At 46.4% G+C, this 16,912-nt stretch carries 13 protein-coding genes; 9 read left to right on the forward strand and 4 right to left on the reverse strand.

All coding sequences use genetic code 11. The features are described from left to right. The first annotated feature begins 1 nt into the window (after nucleotide 1). Both rfbC and rfbD read left to right on the forward strand, forming a co-directional pair. Nucleotides 2-568 (forward strand): dTDP-4-dehydrorhamnose 3,5-epimerase, encoded by a 567-nt coding sequence (gene rfbC / locus BLR32_RS23825; RefSeq protein ID WP_089835354.1) that lies wholly within the window; start codon nucleotides 2-4, stop codon nucleotides 566-568. After that, on the forward strand, nucleotides 569-1,432 hold the full coding sequence (rfbD, locus tag BLR32_RS23830) for a dTDP-4-dehydrorhamnose reductase (protein ID WP_089835355.1): 864 nt from the start codon (nucleotides 569-571) through the stop codon (nucleotides 1,430-1,432). 61 nt (nucleotides 1,433-1,493) lie between these two features. Here rfbD and BLR32_RS23835 read toward each other — a convergent pair whose 3' ends face one another. Beyond that, the gene (locus tag BLR32_RS23835) at nucleotides 1,494-2,189 is read right to left on the reverse strand and encodes a TapB family protein (protein WP_143011557.1); all 696 of its coding nucleotides are present in this window, start codon (nucleotides 2,187-2,189) and stop codon (nucleotides 1,494-1,496) included. A gap of 128 nt (nucleotides 2,190-2,317) precedes the next feature. Between BLR32_RS23835 and tyrS the strand changes: the two genes are divergently transcribed. Then, nucleotides 2,318-3,601 carry a tyrosine--tRNA ligase gene (tyrS, locus tag BLR32_RS23840; protein WP_089835357.1) on the forward strand — a complete coding sequence of 428 codons (1,284 nt, stop codon included), beginning with the start codon at nucleotides 2,318-2,320 and terminating at the stop codon, nucleotides 3,599-3,601. Between the two features lie 166 nt (nucleotides 3,602-3,767). Here tyrS and BLR32_RS23845 read toward each other — a convergent pair whose 3' ends face one another. From BLR32_RS23845 to BLR32_RS23855, 3 genes are all read right to left on the reverse strand, one after another. Further along, nucleotides 3,768-4,271 carry a pyridoxamine 5'-phosphate oxidase family protein gene (locus BLR32_RS23845; RefSeq protein WP_089835358.1) on the reverse strand — a complete coding sequence of 168 codons (504 nt, stop codon included), beginning with the start codon at nucleotides 4,269-4,271 and terminating at the stop codon, nucleotides 3,768-3,770. Between the two features lie 105 nt (nucleotides 4,272-4,376). Beyond that, the gene (locus BLR32_RS23850) at nucleotides 4,377-5,669 is read right to left on the reverse strand and encodes an amidohydrolase family protein (protein WP_089835359.1); all 1,293 of its coding nucleotides are present in this window, start codon (nucleotides 5,667-5,669) and stop codon (nucleotides 4,377-4,379) included. 25 nt (nucleotides 5,670-5,694) lie between these two features. Continuing rightward, complete coding sequence (locus tag BLR32_RS23855) at nucleotides 5,695-8,712, reverse strand: amidohydrolase family protein (protein WP_089835360.1); 3,018 nt, start codon at nucleotides 8,710-8,712, stop codon at nucleotides 5,695-5,697. Nucleotides 8,713-8,917: 205 nt separating this feature from the next. On the opposite strand from BLR32_RS23855, the gene BLR32_RS23860 reads away from it, so the two are divergent. The 6 genes from BLR32_RS23860 to BLR32_RS23885 all read left to right on the forward strand — a co-directional run bounded on the left by BLR32_RS23860 (nucleotide 8,918) and on the right by BLR32_RS23885 (nucleotide 16,712). Then, entirely contained in the window at nucleotides 8,918-9,346 is a 429-nt protein-coding gene (locus BLR32_RS23860) for a hypothetical protein (protein WP_089835361.1), read from the forward strand. Nucleotides 9,347-9,547: 201 nt separating this feature from the next. Then, nucleotides 9,548-10,114, forward strand: coding sequence for an RNA polymerase sigma-70 factor (locus BLR32_RS23865; protein WP_176842410.1), 567 nt, complete (start codon nucleotides 9,548-9,550; stop codon nucleotides 10,112-10,114). Between the two features lie 40 nt (nucleotides 10,115-10,154). Continuing rightward, nucleotides 10,155-11,144 carry a FecR family protein gene (locus BLR32_RS23870; protein ID WP_089835363.1) on the forward strand — a complete coding sequence of 330 codons (990 nt, stop codon included), beginning with the start codon at nucleotides 10,155-10,157 and terminating at the stop codon, nucleotides 11,142-11,144. Nucleotides 11,145-11,167: 23 nt separating this feature from the next. Continuing rightward, nucleotides 11,168-13,732, forward strand: a complete 2,565-nt coding sequence (locus BLR32_RS23875) for a TonB-dependent receptor (protein WP_089835364.1) — start codon at nucleotides 11,168-11,170, stop codon at nucleotides 13,730-13,732. 93 nt (nucleotides 13,733-13,825) lie between these two features. Continuing rightward, nucleotides 13,826-15,301 carry an HmuY family protein gene (locus tag BLR32_RS23880; protein ID WP_176842411.1) on the forward strand — a complete coding sequence of 492 codons (1,476 nt, stop codon included), beginning with the start codon at nucleotides 13,826-13,828 and terminating at the stop codon, nucleotides 15,299-15,301. A gap of 100 nt (nucleotides 15,302-15,401) precedes the next feature. After that, on the forward strand, nucleotides 15,402-16,712 hold the full coding sequence (locus BLR32_RS23885) for a glycerate kinase type-2 family protein (RefSeq protein WP_089835366.1): 1,311 nt from the start codon (nucleotides 15,402-15,404) through the stop codon (nucleotides 16,710-16,712). The last annotated feature ends 200 nt before the right edge of the window (nucleotides 16,713-16,912 follow it).

Below are 16,912 nucleotides of genomic sequence, written 5' to 3' on the forward strand. Positions count from 1 at the left end.
TATGCCTTTTACAGAAACAGGGATCCCAGGGTTGTTAGTATACGAACCCAGGGTGTTTAATGATAGCCGTGGCTATTTTTTTGAGAGTTACAGTGCGCAGACCTTTGAACAGTATGGATTACACCTGCCTTTTGTACAGGATAACCAGGCACGTTCTACTTACGGTGTACTGAGAGGATTACATTACCAGCTGGAGCCCTATGCGCAGACAAAGCTGGTGAGAGTGCTGGAAGGAAAGATCATCGATGTGGCAGTGGATATCCGTAAAGGATCTCCTACCTATGGTAAGGCCTTCAGCATAGAGCTGACTGCTGAAAATAAATTACAGCTGCTGGTGCCGAAAGGCTTTGCTCACGGATATTCCGTGATCAGTGAAACAGCAGAAGTGATGTATAAATGCGATAACTTTTATCATAAAGCCAGTGAAGGAGGTATTATATACAATGATCCTGCACTGAACATTGACTGGGGTATTGACCTGGCCGATGCGATCGTGTCTGAGAAAGATATAGTGCTGCCTACACTCGAAAACTGTACGCATAACTTCGTTTTCAATCCAAATAAGTAAATGAAAAATATTCTGGTAACCGGCGCCAATGGCCAGCTGGGACAAGCATTGAAAAAGATTGCTGCGGATTATTCCGGGTTTTCCTTTGTGTATACCGACTTCAATGAGCTGGATATTACCAGTGAGGAAGCTGTCAGCAACTTGTTCTCACAGCAGGAAATACACGCCTGTATCAACTGTGCAGCGTATACCGCGGTAGACAAGGCAGAGAATGACGAGGAACTGGCCTTCAAACTGAACTTTGAAGCCGTACTCAACCTGGCCAATATCTGCCAGCAGCATAATGCGCAGCTGGTACATATTTCCACTGACTATGTGTTTGACGGCAAACAGAACGTGCCTTACACAGAAACTGATGACGCCAGTCCTGCCAGCATCTATGGAAGTTCCAAGCTGCGTGGAGAAGCGGCTGCTGTAGATGTCAACCCGGATACTATCGTGATACGCACGGCCTGGCTGTATTCCGAATTCGGTGTCAACTTCGTAAAACGTATGCGTGAGCTGATGCAGGAGAAAGAGCACCTGAACGTGGTATTTGACCAGGCAGGCACTCCTACCTACGCCGTAGACCTGGCAAAAGCCATGTTGAATATCCTGACCAAAGTATGGGATACCCCAGGCAACTATGGTGGAGTATATCATTTCAGCAATGAAGGGGTGACCAGCTGGTATGATTTTGCAGTGGCTATCCGCGAGCTGACAGGCGCGTCCTGCACCGTGGCGCCTATTACTTCAGACCAGTATCCTACTCCGGCAAAAAGACCGGCTTACAGTGTTCTGAACAAACAGAAGATCAAAGATACTTTCGGATTACAGATCCTTCACTGGCGTGAAAGCCTGAAGGAATGCCTGAAAAGCCTGTAAACCGGCTTCATAAAAGAAAGCCCTCCATCTTCGTGGAGGGCTTTCTTTTTATACGATCAGGCTATTTCTTTACATGGGTGATCTCCATATGGCCCGCCGGTTTGCCATCTCTGGAGGTTTCGGTTTTTACCACACCGAAACCGGGAGCAAACCATTCAGCAGCTACCATTTCCACCGGGATGCTCATTCCCATCATTTTCATGGAGAGGCTTATGTTGTAAGTGATCTTATAGCAATCCCAGCTACCGCCGGCAGTCGTTACCTTTTCTTTACCAGCCACTTTACGGTTGGTCACTTTGTATTGAAGGCCCATATCCATGCCGTTGGCATTACCATTCATTTCGAATGAGCCATCCGGCAGCGACTGCCCTTCTTTCAGGTTTGTCGGGTAATTCAAAAAAGCATTCCCTTCTGACTCCATTTTCATATCCTGCAGCTGGGGAAGATTAGGCAGGGACATTTTCATATCGATCATGATCTGACCGCCATCACATTTGAATTTTCCTTTTCCGGAAGAGATCGTTTTTCCTTTTACATCTTTCAATGTAGAGGTAAAGTCAGATACGCTGGCATCGCCTTCTTTACTGACAGACAATACGTTGTAAACATTCTTAGCTACAGCAGCGCCCTTTGCATCGAACACCGTCATTTCTACTTCTGCATTGTTCAGCAAATAGTAGTAGTTCTTGCAGTCCTGGGCACTTAATGCATTGATTGTCAATGACAGGCATGCGATAAAAAACAAGATTTTTCTCATAGTGTACTCTTTACAGAAGATGGCGGTTTTATCCGGGATTCAATGTACGAATTTAACGTACACAGCCGGTTCCCCACATATCGTTTAAAATTCTTTTCTTACGTTTGCAAAAATTATCCCAATTAATCATGAACCTGATAGAGGAATTACGCTGGAGAGGAATGGTGCAGGATATAATGCCGGGCACAGAGGAGCAATTATTAAAAGAAATGACCAGTGCTTATGTAGGATTTGACCCTACGGCAGACTCCCTTCATATAGGCAGCCTGGTGCCGATCCTGCTGCTGGTACACTTACAAAGAGCTGGCCACAAGCCATTTGCGCTGGTGGGAGGTGCTACCGGTATGGTGGGCGACCCTTCCTTTAAAGCAGAAGAGCGGAAAATGCTGGATCTGGATACGCTGGCACACAATCAGAAAGGTATCAAGGCACAGCTGGAGAAATTCCTGGATTTTGATCCGGCAAAGCCTAATGCAGCTGAAATGGTCAATAACTTCGACTGGTTTAAGGACATTTCCTTCCTGGATTTCATCCGTGATGTAGGTAAACATATTACTGTTAACTACATGATGTCCAAGGATTCTGTAAAAAGAAGACTGGAAGGAGATAGCGGTATGTCCTTTACAGAATTTACCTATCAGCTGATTCAGGGATACGACTTTTACCATTTATACACTGCGAAGGGCGTTAAGCTCCAGATGGGCGGTTCTGACCAGTGGGGAAATATTGTGACTGGAACTGAACTGGTACGCCGTAAAGCGAACGGTGAGGCGTTTGCATTTACCTGTCCACTGTTGAAAAAAGCGGATGGTAGTAAGTTCGGGAAATCAGAGAGAGGCAACGTGTGGCTGGATCCTCAGAAAACATCTCCTTACCTGTTTTACCAGTTCTGGGTAAAGGTTGCTGATGAAGATGCCAAGAATTATATCAAAATATTCACGTTCCTTCCTCAGCAGGAGATCGATGAACTGATCGCTTTACATGATCAGGATCCGGGTAAAAGACTGCTTCAGAAGAAACTGGCAGAACAGCTGACTATCTTTGTACATGGAGAAAAGGAACTGGAATTTGCGCTCAAAGCATCCGATTTACTCTTCCGTAATGATACAGCCGAGGTACTACAATCCCTGACAGAAACACAGCTATTAGAAATAATGGATGGTGTACCACAGGTAGAGGTAGCTGCCGCGGATCTTGAAGCAGGTAAAGATGTTGTTTCTTTCCTCGCAGAAACAAGTATACTTCCAAGTAAGGGAGAAGCAAGAAAAATGGTGCAGAACAATGGTATCAGCATTAATAAGGTAAAAGTAACTGCTATTGACCAGAAGGTTGACAAGAGCCAGCTGTTAAACGACAGATATATACTCGTTCAAAGAGGTAAAAAAGATTACCATCTAATAATCGTTAAATAAATAATTACAGGGACAATCAAGGGCCGGCAATTCATCATTTGCCGGCCCTTATTGTTTAATGTCTTTCCGTTGGACCCGTATTATTCCCCGGGGTTGAAACCCCGCGCTACAAACAACAGGACTCCTACCGGAGTCTATCGGCGTTTTGTTTCCCGAACATATTATTCTACTCTATATCCAGCTCCCCATGCTCCCCTTCCTGATACTTCTTTCCTGTAATAATCGATGTCAGCATATTAAAGAAGATCACCATCTTACTGGAAGAATTATCCCAGAACCAGGCCTGTTTCGTATCTACTTTCAGCAGGCATAAGCGGGGATCGTCAATCCCCTCGGGGAACCAGGCTTCTACTGCCGGTGTCCATAATTCCCTCATTTTCTCCCGGTCAATGATGATAGAGCCAATACCGAAGATATTCAGATAGGTATTATGCCCCGGATGGGAGTAAATAAGGTTCAGCTCATTATTCTCTGAAATCTGGGTCACTTTGCCGGAATATTCGTTGGAAAAGAACCATACATTCCCATCTTTATCCACATCAACAGTGGCCATGGGTCTGGAAATGACGTGTCCGTGGTCGTCTATGGTGGTGAACATGCATACCCTTACCTCATTGATCAGGTCGGAGACCTTCCGGATAGCATCTTCTCTTTTGAGGATTGCACCCATTTTACTGTGTTTGCTATGGAAACAATAAAAATTCATGCCATAACTCAAAAAAAAGCAGGGTATTGCATAGTACAACACCCTGCTTTTCAATTATTTTTCTATGCCTTACTTCAGTCCGTACTTATACTTATAACGCTCATACAGCTGTTTGTGTTTATTGTTCAGATTGATCTCCCTGCCCTGGATAAAGGCATGGGTCACAACACTGCTACGCATATCCAGCAGATCTCCGGTGCTTATAACGATATTCGCATCCTTACCTGTTTCCAGGGAACCGGTGCTTTTATCAATGCCCAGGATGCGGGCTGTGTTCAGCGTTACCGCACTCAGGGCCTGTTCTTTAGTAAGACCATAAGTGCTGGCGGTACCGGCTTCAAAAGGCAGGTTACGCTGTTGCCAGAAACCTTCATTGCTCAGGCAGTACAATACGCCTGCCTGCTGTAACTGAGCAGCTGTTTTATATGGCTGGTCTACATCATCGTCCTGTAATACCGGCAGGCTATGCGGCTGGATCAGCACCACAGCGATATTGTTTTGTTTCAGCACATCTGCGATGATCCAGGAATCAGCTCCTCCCGCAATCACCACATCAATTCCGAACTCTTTTGCAAAGTCAACCGCCACCAGCATTTCCTTTACGAAGTTGCAGTGAATGAAGAGCTTCTGTTCTTTCGTAAACAGTTTCCTCACGGCTTCAAACTTCAGGTTCACTTCATTGTGTTTGTCTTCCTGCAGATAAGCTTTTGCCTCGCGCAGAAAGGTACGCACCTGACCGGTCTTTTCTGCAAACTCTGCTACCACATCTTTGGTGACAGGGAAACGACCCGGTGTTGAAGGCGGCGGCAACAGGCTGGGCATATAGAAATGGATAGCCCCGTCTTTCTTATAAGCGGCATCTTCCCAGTTCCAGGCATCGAGTTGGACTACGGAAGATGTACCAGGAATCAATCCACCTTCAGGTGTTACCTGTGCTAACAGGATACCGTTTGAACGAAGGGTATTGATCACTTTTGAATCGGTATTATAAGCTACCAGTGAACGTACGGAAGGATTGATCTCTCCTACTTCATGGAAGTCGTTGGTAGCCCTTACAGCCTCCACTTCGGTCAGACCAAGGTTGCTCAACGGAGCGATCACACCGGGATATACATGATTCCCTTTCAGATCCATGATGGTACCATCGGCAGCGGGAGCAGGAAGATTATTGCCTACAGCAGTGATCTTGCCATTGGTAAAAGTCAGAGCGCCGTTTTCGATCACCTGTCCGTTACCAACATGAATAGTGGCGTTGATCAGGTAAATAGTCTTTCCCTGCGGCGGTGCAGGATATATTGTTTCCTGGGCAAATGCAGCCATACAGGAAAGCGCGGTGATATATGTTAATATGATCCGTTTCATGATGTTTAGTTAATGCGTCGGGCAATTACAATTCATTATTTCCATCTGTCAGGCGTTGCTGATGGCCACCCTGCAGATCTTCACAATGATACATTTCCTCCATGGTAGCAGCGGCTTTCTGGGTAGGCGTACCTTTTTTCTTCTCTCCCAGCATTTTCTGCACCAGGCGGTTGCGCTCAGCACTGATACGCTGACGCAGTTCCAGGTCTTTTTCCCTGTCGAAATAAACGATACCGTCTACCAGGGTTTTGTCGGCCTTTGCATAGATACTGAGCGGGTTGTCGCTCCAGAGTACCAGGTCGGCGTCTTTACCTGCTTTAATACTACCTACATGAGCGTCTACATGCAGCAGTTTAGCCGGGTTGAGCGTAACAAGTTTCAGTGCCTCCTCTTCTGTCATATCGCCGTATTTGATACTTTTTGCCGCTTCCTGGTTCAGTCTGCGAGCCATTTCAGCATCATCAGAGTTGATGGCTACATTCACACCCACACGTTGCATGATTGTAGCGTTGTAAGGAATAGCGTCCTGTACTTCCATCTTATACGCCCACCAGTCAGCGAAAGTACCGGCACCAGCGCCATGCTGTTTCATTTTATCAGCTACCTTATAACCTTCCAGGATGTGGGTGAATGTGTTCACACGGAAGTGGAAAGTATCTGCCACATGCAGCAGCATGTTGATCTCACTCTGTACGTAGGAGTGGCAGGTAATAAAGCGTTTGCTGTTCAGGATCTCTACAAGCGCATCCAGTTCCAGGTCACGCCGTTTGTTCGGGCCTGCTTTTTCATAATCACGGGCGCGGGTAAAGGCATCTGTCAGTACCTGTTCTACTCCCATACGCGTTTGCGGGAAACGCTCACGCTGGCGTTCACCCCAGTTGGACTGCTTCACGTTTTCACCCAATGCGAATTTGATAAACGGATCAGCGCCGGCAAATTTCAATTCTTCCGCATCAGCGCCCCAGCGTAACTTTATCAGCTGGCTTTGTCCGCCGATAGTGTTGGCAGAACCATGCAGCAGGTGAGACGCTGTAACGCCTCCACTCAGCTGCCTGTAGATATTCACATCATCAGGATTCACTACATCAGCAATACGCACTTCAGAAGTCACTGACTGCGTGCCTTCATTCACGCCCTTAGAAATAGCGATATGAGAGTGCTCGTCGATGATACCCGGTGTAAGGTGTTTACCTGTACCGTCAATAACACGGGCATTACCAGCAGGCAGATTCTTACCTATCTGGGCGATCTTGCCATTACGTACAAGTACATCTGTATTTTCCAGTTTACCTTCCTGCTCATTTGTCCAGACAGTGGCGTTCTTAATCAACAGGTCCTGCTGTTTAGGCAATGATTCCCATCCGTAGCCATTGAAAGGGAAATAGACATTACCGATCTGCAGAGCTGTCTTTGGTTTAACTGAATCCGGTTTGTTGTTGGCTGCACTGAACACAGCGCTCCATTTCACCCATTTTCCGCTCGTATCCACTCCTGTACCTGTCCATTCAGTAGCACCGGCTACACCACTCAGGCGTAACTGAGCGCCACCTTTTTTCAGGGGGAATGCCAGTTTTACCAGCTGACCATTGATGGTCACTGTACCTGTCAGAGTATCCTGCTGTATGAGCGACAGCGCAGGCGTTGCAGCCGTTCCTTTTAACTGGAGGGTATATTTTGCATTGCCGGGATTAACAGTAAGTGTGTAGGTACCACGTACATCTTTCCAGCCTTCGTCTTTTACAACATATTTCTTACCCTGTATCCAGTTCTGGAACAATACGGTATTTTCATTGAAGATGGTGCCTGATGTAAGCAGGAAGTTAGCCAGTTTGCCGGGTTCCAGTGAACCCACCTGATCGTCTGCCTTAATGATACGTGCAGGCGCAAGCGTTAATGCATCTAATGCCTTTTGTTCACTGAGGCCATATTCAATAGATTTTCTTACAGCTGCAAGCAGCTGTTTTACATCTTTCAGGCCGGCAGCGGTAAAGCAGAAAGGGATATTTGCCTTTTCAAAAGCAGCAGCTTCCGTAGGCGCCAGTTCCCAGTGTTTCATTTCACTCAGGGCTACAAAGCGCGCATCATTTGGATCTTCCACGTCTATCGGCTGAGGAAAGTTTAAGGGCAGAATGAATGACGCTTTCGTAGCGATCATTTCAGGCATGCGCTGGTATTCATTACCACTGGCTTTGATGATATATTGTACACCGAATTCGTCGCCTATTTTATCAGCACGTAATACATCCCATTTATCGGATACTTCAAATATCTGAGGCAAGGCACGGTTGTCATTCCATGCCTGCAGCGAGAGGTTGGTACCTTCTTTTGCAGGGTGTGACTGATACCATTGGGCATCGAGATATGTTTGCCGCAGCAGGGCAATGCTACCCATTAAAGAGCTGGGATAATTCTGTGTGGAACTTCCTTTGTCAAAGGAGTACTGCGCACTGGCTTTCTCCTTTATCATCGCTTTATTATCACGCTCGTCTGCCAGTGTTACCAGTACGCCGGTACCACGGGCAATACCATCCTGCTGATGGGACAGTACTGTACCGAAACCTACATTCCTGAGTGTTTCTGCGCCAGTGTCATCTTTCGTAAAAACAGCGGCAGCGTTCACTTCACTTTTGATGGCCTGATTCCAGCCATAGGCGCCTTTTGTGGCAGACAGGAACTGTACTTCACTTCTGTAGCCACCGGGACCTTTCTTCACGGGCGGGGTACCGTAATCGCTGTACAGGTCTACGAAAGAGGGATAGATATATTTACCTTCACAGTCGATCACTACAGCGTCTTTAGGCACAGAGCCATTGCCAACACTCACTATACGTCCATTGCGGATCACCAGGGTGGCATTGTTAAGAACAGTACCTGCGTTTTTTACAATAGTAGCTTTGACAAAGGCATAACAGCCTTCTCTGTTGTCAGCCACACCATTCACAGGAAAGGTCTCCTGGGCCCGGGCATAACTACCTGCAAGCAGGCCGCCCAGTAGGAGACACAGACGGGAAAGCCGCTTACGCGGCCAGGAAAATTTACTCATTGGCTTTCGTTTGACTATTTGGTTTAGATTTTGGGTTCATAGCGTACTGACTATCAGAAGAGTGCTACCAATGCGAATAACACCAGCCGATCCTTAAAAGTAACAAATGATTAATGTGGTGTCTGCATGTTCATCAAGTTTTTTGATGATTGGTACTAATATTGCAGTAATTACCTATATTTAAGGGGAGAACAATTCCTTTTTTATGAAAAGACGTATGATCCGAATCAGTGGGCTGCTGGTATGTCTGTTACTGGCTTTCAATGGTATCAGCATGGCACAGAAGAGTGATAGCACTGCAACAAAAAAGGTACGCTTTACACCCGAGGACCGTGCTAATAAAATGAGCGATAAACTTGACCGGCGGTTGAACCTTTCCAAAGAGCAGGACAAAGATATTCATACGATTAACACTGATATAACCCGTCGTATGGAAGAGCTCAAACACAATACCACGCTTTCCAAAAAAGATAAGATGCAGCAGATGAAAGCATTGAATGAAGAGCGTAGCCAGCGTTTTAAGTCAGTGCTGACACCCGATCAGTACAAGAAATGGAATGACTGGGAGATGAAGAAGAAAGAACAAATGGAAGCCAGAATGGATAAGAAACAACAAAAGCGTAATGCCCGCTGACAACACCACTTTGCAATAACCTGCAACGCGGTACATCCATTGAACTGTTACTCAATTTCCTGCTGATCCTGCAACACCTGTTTCACTATCCTCATATCAGATTATTTTTCTAATATTATGCTCTCTGTACTGCCTGCTTAGAGTGCATGTTGCAACATACGTCTACATAAGCCAGTCCGTTTATTACAAAAAACATTTCATGTGGATCGCCAGGATCTTTATACACAGTTTCGCCAACTATTCCAGGAATTCTATGACCCTCTTTGCAAGTATGCATTTCACCTGTTAACTGACAGAGACGGCAGTGAAGATATAGTCCAGGAAGTCTTTACCCGCATCTGGGAAAAACACCAGGACGTTATTCCATCCCCGAAGATCAGGGCGTACCTGTATCAGGCGGTAAGGAACAGCTGTTTTAATTTCCTTGAACAAAAGAAACGTTTTCCGGTTGCCAGTGCAGACTGGAATGCTGAGGAGGAAATTGCTGCCAGCTGGGACATTGCAGAGGGACCGGAAGAAGACAATCTGCAGGCCTACCGGGATTTGCTTAAGAACGGCATTGACCAGCTTCCGCCAAAATGCAGGGAGGTATTTCTATTGAGCCGGACGGGCCATCTCAGTAACCAGGAAATTGCCGACAACCTAGGTATTTCTGTCAATACCGTCAATAACCAGACCTGGAAGGCCATGAAACTGCTCAAGGCCTTTGTACAAAAGGCCAGAATATGGGTGTTACCCTTTTTTCTTATTTTTTCTGCAAGACAATAGGAGTTTTTAAAAAAGTCTTGTCTTATATCGGGGATAACTTATGATACAGATACCTGAACATATCGTCTCAATCATTATAAAGCATTTACGCGCCATTCAGACCAGTGCGGAAGAAGAAACACTGCAAGCCTGGATAGCGGGGAGTGAGGAGCATGAAAAGGCCTATCAGCAAGTGGTTAAACTGTGGCATGAATCAGGCAGCATTCTGGAGCGACCTGCTTTTGATACCGCGAGGGCATGGGAGAAACTGGACAGCTCTCTGGGCCATGGCGCCCCTCTGGGAAAAAGCGCGAAGGTCCGCTATATGCGACTGGCTGCGGCGGCCTGTGTGGTGGGCATACTTGCACTTGCCGGCTGGATATTTTACCAGCAGCAGGACAAGACCATCCTGACAATTGCAGCAGCAGGCAAGGGTAGTCAACGGCTGACGCTTCCTGACGGTTCCCTGGTCATATTACGGGAAGGCGCCTCTATTCGTTACCCTAAGACATTCAGTGCCACAGAAAGGGCTGTTACGGTGACCGGTGAATCCTACTTTGATGTGCAGCAGGAAACCAATCATCCCTTCCGGATACAGACCGCCAGGGCTACCATCGAGGTATTAGGTACTTCCTTTACGATCAACAGTAATGAGCATCAGGACAGGCTGATAGTAAGTAGTGGAAAGGTCCTTTTTACCGGCAAGGACCAACATGCCGGAAAGCATATCGTGACTGCGCAGCAGGACGCTGTATTGGATGAAAAGGGCATTAACATTGCGACTGTCAAAGATTCCAACTACCTGTCATGGCAAACGGGCATACTGCAATTTGATAATACTCCTTTTGCAGATGTAGTGACTGCCCTTGCCGACTATTATCACCTGCATATAAAGGCCGACAGTGTGCTCACAAGGCAGGCGGATCTATCCACTATTACTGCCAGATTTGACCATCAGCCTTTGGAGCAGGTGCTGGAGGAGATTAAGCTGTTGATAAATGTGAGTTACCGTAAGCGAAACGACACAATCATATTCTATCAATCACAATAAAACATCCTGTATCCTTTTCTGAGATGCCTATATTCCGTTTAATCCTTGCCCTGGCAGGCTGCTTCATTCTGTCAGAAAGTGCCGCCCAGGGCAGCCTGTTAAAGACGAAGTTTTATTGCAGGGCTACTTCTGGGAAAACCGCTGCCATACTTCGCGAATTATCCGGCTATTGCGGTGTTGCCATTGAGTTTTCACCCTCCAGCCTGGATACCACTAAAAGACATACACTTACGGCAGGGCGGACCTCATTGGGCGCAGTACTGGACAAAATTCTGGCAGGCCAGTACGTTACCGTCACGGAAAGAAATAACAAGATCCTCATTGGAAAAGGCAGCACTCCCCTGCCCAACGGTTATCTGCAGGAGAAATACATGTTGTATGGGTATATACAGCAGGAAAGTGGCCTGGAACCCCTTCCCTTTGCATCTATTACCGTCATGCCTGATAACCGGACCATCCAGTCGAACGTACATGGCTTTTATAGCCTTAACCTGCCTGCTGGCAGGTATGTCCTGATGATCTCTTTTTCCGGCGCGTCTTCAAAGACGGTGGCGGTAGACCTGCAGGAGAATACCACCATGAATCTTGTACTCTCACCCGTACTACTGCCGGAAGTACAGGTCGATGCCGGGAATCTTCCCCGTCGGGATGCCGCTGTAAAGCTGGACAGATACAAGGGAGGTATGTATAGTAATATGCTGGGAGAAACGGACCCCGTGAGGTCTATGTATCTGCTGCCTGGCAATACGGAAAGCCAGGAATCCGGTGGCAAACTGCTGGTACGCGGAGGAGATCCGGGACAGAGCATGTTCCTGCTGGATGGAAATCCGGTGTTTAATCCGGCGCACTTAATGGGTGAGATCTCCATACTGGGTAATACCAGTATTAAGTCTGTGCTGCAATATAAAAATGATTTCCCCAGCCGTTTCAGCGGAGGTCTTTCTTCCATCACCGCCATCAATACAAAGGAAGGGAACATGGAACACTGGAGCGGAGAAGCAGAGGTCGGGCTTACCTCCCTCGCCTTCGCTATTGAGGGACCACTGAAGAAAGGACGTACCGCCATGATGGTATCTGCCAGGCAAAGTTTAGGCGAGTCCGTCTACCACGACATACTCAGTTATGATGCTAATTTTGGCGATATCCACCTGAAGTTGACACATCTGCTCAACAGGCACAATAAACTGATGGTAAGCAGTTATATCGGCAATGACAGACTGGAATTGACACAGGATAAAATGCAGCAACTGGTACAGAATACGAACCAGTATCTGCATCGCTGGAATAACACACTGACAACAGTTAACTGGAACAGTATTATCGGCAGACGTGCGTTTGCGAATACTGCCTTTAACTACAGCAGTTACAATAACTATATCGCCATTATGTATACGCCTCCGTTAGATGGAGGTGTTGGTGGTTTATTTGACAGAGCTGCTCTCAACAATTATTCCTCCGGCAAGCGGTATGAGGTAAAAACAGATATCGAGATCACTACCCATGATCACCTGCAGCATTTTTTCGGGGGAAGATTTGAATATACCACAATACAACCTTACCGTACACTGTTTGGCAGTGATTTTAAAGAAGCAGCAGATGATTTTAGTCGCAGGGCCTTCCTCCCATTTTCAGACAGGATGCTGTATTACGAAATTGCGCTGAGAGTTGGCAACAGGTTGCTGCTCAGACCCGGTTTGCATTTCAATGACTATCAGCACAACAGCTTTCATAACCAATCCTTTCAACCCAGGTTTTTCTCCAGCTATGCAATTGATAAGCGGCAAAGGATAAACTTAGCATATACACATATCGGGCAACTGCTGCACATGATCACGAGTCCTTACACAGGCATTAACCGCGAACTATGGCTTCCGGCAAATGAAAGGCTGAAGCCAGCGGAGAACAGGATGGTCAATCTCGGTTATGAATACAAAGACAACAGGATAGTCAATATCACAGCAGATTTTTATTACAAAAAGATCAGCAATCTGGCCATGTTTGGAGAGAAGACCAATATACTTTATAACAGCGACAGCACTGAGAAAAATATAGTTACGGGGACAGGTTGGAGTTATGGCGCCGAAGCAGCTCTTGAAAAAAGATTTACCAAATGGAAGATACTACTGTCTTATACCTTGTCCTGGAGCTGGCGCCAGTCAGACAGTCTGAATAGCGGTATAAAGCAACCGTACCGTTATGACAGACGACACAATGTAAATATGCTATTGGGCTATCAGCCTCTGAAGGGGCTTGAGATAAGCCTGCTCTGGCATTTTCATACGGGTGATTTCATTACGCTACCTGTATTGATCTCCTTCAAACCTGAAGCAACATTTGCTGATACCAATATGGGAAGTGTGCCTTTCAGAGGTAGCATTTACAACAGGCTAAATCTGAATGCCAGTTATCGCATCCCTACTCATGGCCGGTTCAAACATACTGTTGGCAGTGGTGTGCATGCTGTCAGTCAGTCGCAGGGAGATTATCTCACAACGATTGCAACTACATCCAGAAATTATACAACGCCCTTATACCAGGAACAGCTATTCAAGTTTAACCCTTATTTCAGCTATAAATTCAGTTTCTGATTCCTCCGCATAAATTATTTCTTCTTCACGCATAGGAGTTTTTCAAAACGTGCTGTCTTAACTGCAGAAATCATGTTTAATTCCTTTACACTTATGCGTACAACAACTTTAAGAATTTTACTATTACTGGCAGTAATATATGCGATTGCTTCATGCAGTAAGAAAGATACTGGCATTCTCCCCGGAGATACACCCAATCTACCCACCCCCCCTGATTCTTCGCATCAACCGGGAGACTCCTTACCTGGAGATTCTGTGATCGTGGTTAATTATCTTGCATTTACCAGCCGCGGACAAGAGATTGCGGATGAAATAAATACGGCTACTGTAGCACTGAAACTTGACAAGCCCGCAACGAAACAAATCACTGTTACAATTGAGCTTACCAATAAGGCTATTGAATACGGTAAAGACTATACAACAGTGCCTGCTGCAGACTTAGGAAAACTGAAAATAAATATTCCTGCAGGTACAAGTACTTCCAGCTTTGTAGTGAATGTGCCGGCAGACAAACCATTTAAGGAAGGTGATGGCATTGATTTCAGGATCACCGCTGTAGATACACCGATCAGGATCAGCAATGATTCCGTACATGCGCTTCGGTTCCTGGAGAAACAATATCTTGATTCATTAGTGAAGATGAACATTAATATCGGTCCTTATGGCGTATACAAAACGTTCGTTGATCTGAGTGAAAGCAAACAACAGGCAGTTGCACCTACCAAATGGGATTTTGGCTTCTATTCCGGTGGAGATGATTTCAGGGTAATACTTAATTCTTCCGCTGGAATGCTGGTAAAACGATTGGATAAAAACGATCTGAATGCAGTGACTGCTAAAGATACAGTAGACATAGCGCAGGCGGAAGAACTTATATTCAGCGATCCTCCCTATTATATTGGCGCCTCTTCCGCTTATTTTGATGATGCCGGTGGAGACCTTTCAAAAACAGCCATTGCTGCCGTATCTGCCAATGCTGCAGATAACAATGTATATATCGTCAACCGTGGCTGGAACACAGGTACGACAAACGGGAAGAGACCCTGGCAAAAGATCCGGGTACTGCGTAATAATTCCGGCGGCTACACTTTACAGTATGCGGATATCGCTGCAACAAGTTACAAGTCAATCAATGTTCCCAAAAATGACAGGTACTTCTTCAATTATGTATCCCTTAACGAAGGTCTGACAACCATAGAACCTGAAAAGCAGCAATGGGATATTGCCCTCACCTGGCTGCCTGTTAATGGAAAGACTTCCAGTGGCCAGGAAACGCCCAGTTTCCAGTCGCATGTTTTCATACAAAACCGTAATGTAATGGTGGCAAGCGTTTCAACGAAGACCCGTTCTTTTGCATCTTTCTCTAAGGTAGATCTGACCGGGTTGACATACAGTAGTTCACAGATAGCTATTGGCACCTCCTGGCGTTTCCTGTGGAATGGCGTAGCGACTATCTACCAGGATATATTCTATGTGATCAAAGATAGTAATGGCAGGATATACAAACTCCGGGTCACTAACCGTGGCGATCAGTATTCACCGGAAATAGAGTACGCCCCTGTTAAATAAACTGATATTACTACCATATCCTGTTGCCAAAGGTCAAGGTCCCGCCTATGCGGGGCCTTTTCTGTTGAAATACGTGGGTATTTACTTTAATTTAGAGCTTATGTCCAATATAATGCGGGAACACGCTATATCCATATTCAATGCCGCGGTAGATGCTGTGCAGCCATCATACCTGATGCAGCAGCATGTGCAGCTACATGGTGATGTGTTAACAGTATGCGGTAAAACATTTTTATTACCTGCCGGCAGACCTGTATGGATATTTGGTGCAGGTAAGGCGGCGGCTGCGATGGCACAGGCGCTGGAGCCGATATTCCAGTATGTTCCTGTTCAGGGTATTGTCATTACCAAATACGAACACGCATTACCGTTGCAGCATGTCCGGGTAGCAGAAGCCGGCCATCCATTACCGGATGAAAATGGCGTACAGGCGACTGCACGAATGATTACTCAGTTAAAAGGAGTACAACCGGGTGATGTGGTGTTGTTCCTGCTTTCAGGCGGAGCGTCTGCCCTGCTGGCAGATTATCCCGAAGGGGCCGGCCTTGCACAGGTGCAACAGGTATTTGAGCTGCTACTTAAAAGCGGTGCAGATATTCATGAAATGAATGTAGTGCGTAAGCACCTGTCATCAGTAAAGGGCGGCCAACTGGCGTTGCTGGCTGATACGGACGCCTGGAGCAGCCTTATACTCAGCGATGTGGTGGGCGATGATCTGTCTATTATCGGTTCCGGCCCCACCGTACCGGATCCTTCTACTTTTTCGGATGCGGTGGCCATACTGGATAAATATAATCTGACGACAAAATTACCAACAGCGATACATGAACACCTGCAGCGCGGTTGTGCCGGTGATATTCCTGAGACGCCCAAACCCGGGCATGCGGGATTAAAGCATGTGAATAACTTCCTGGTTGGCAGTAATGCCATTGCGCTCGATGCGGCAGCGCAACAAGCTGTCAGCCTTGGTTATGCTACACAGGTATTATCATCTACTGCTACCGGGCAGGCCACTTCTGTTGCGAAAGAACTGGTAGGGAAAGCTAAAGACTGGAAAGGCACCCGGCCGGCTTGCATCTTAATGGGTGGAGAAAGTACTGTTACGGTAACCGGTCAGGGATTGGGAGGGCGAAATCAGCACCTGGCACTTGCGGCAGGTCTGTTACTGGCAACACGACCGGGTATGACTATTCTGAGTGCTGGTACCGATGGTACCGATGGTCCTACGGATGCCGCAGGCGCTGTTACAGACCAGGAACTGATGCTCAGCGCTGCTGCCCAGGGGCTGGATGCGGCGCACTATTTTGCGCATCATGATGCTTATCACTTCTTTGAAAAGGCAGGAGGCCTGATCAAAACCGGCCCAACGCAGACCAATGTGATGGACATTATGCTGGCAATCATTTCATGAAGCGTTGGTTCATCTTCTCAGATTTTCTTAGGTTTGCAAAACTTTACGAGGGCAGCGTTATCATAAACCATTGGAGTACACGTAATTCCAGGATGAAAAAGGGAGCAGCAATATAACGGTGGCCTTGTAATCAGGAGAAATCATTATTACTAAATCATTAATTATTTTCCGGAAGTCCTATTTTTGGGGCTTAAACCTTG

Source organism: Chitinophaga filiformis, from assembly GCF_900102545.1.
GTDB classification, from domain to species: domain Bacteria; phylum Bacteroidota; class Bacteroidia; order Chitinophagales; family Chitinophagaceae; genus Chitinophaga; species Chitinophaga filiformis.